Annotated in this window: 2 protein-coding genes; both read left to right on the top strand. The window is 28.5% G+C overall.

Annotated features, from left to right (window positions below):
• Positions 1 to 255: deoxyribodipyrimidine photo-lyase (locus tag EII32_RS12635; protein WP_233582401.1), on the top strand; the 255-nt coding region annotated here is incomplete at its 5' end.
• Positions 228 to 509 (top strand): hypothetical protein (locus tag EII32_RS12425; protein ID WP_199741440.1); only part of this gene is annotated, 282 nt, incomplete at its 3' end. The genes EII32_RS12635 and EII32_RS12425, both read left to right, overlap by 28 nt.

Genomic DNA, 509 nt, shown 5'->3' with positions numbered 1-509 from the left:
GCAAAAGATATTATGAGTTATCACAAAGAAATATATGACTATCCTCATGTAAAAAAGACTTTTGAAAATCATCAAGTTACAGTAATTGGACAGCGCGTGAATCATTATTTTGAGCCAACAAAGACTTTTAATAAAAAGCAACAGCCTTATGAAGTATTTACTAGTTTTTATAAAGCAAATCGTCAGGATTTAGTACACATCCCTAAAAAAGTTATCAATTTAAGCAGTTGTCTCAAATTGCAGAAAAGGGTTTAAATCAAAGTGACTTAAAATTTGAAAATAATAAAGATATAGAAAAGTTAGCGCGTAAAGCTTGGGATGATTTTTTAAATAGTAACATAGCTCATTATGATAAATTGACTGACGATGTGTTGCAGGATTTTGTAAGTGAATTAGGTAAATATTTAGCATATGGACTACTCGATATTTGTGAAATTATAAATGATTTACTTGAAGATTATGAGAGCGATGAAAAAAATTATGAAGCTTTTATAAGAGAGGTTATATTC

It is taken from the genome of Prevotella sp. OH937_COT-195 (assembly GCF_003932845.1).
In the GTDB taxonomy this organism is placed as follows: domain Bacteria; phylum Bacteroidota; class Bacteroidia; order Bacteroidales; family Bacteroidaceae; genus Prevotella.
This window is presented reverse-complemented; position numbering and strand designations above follow the sequence as displayed.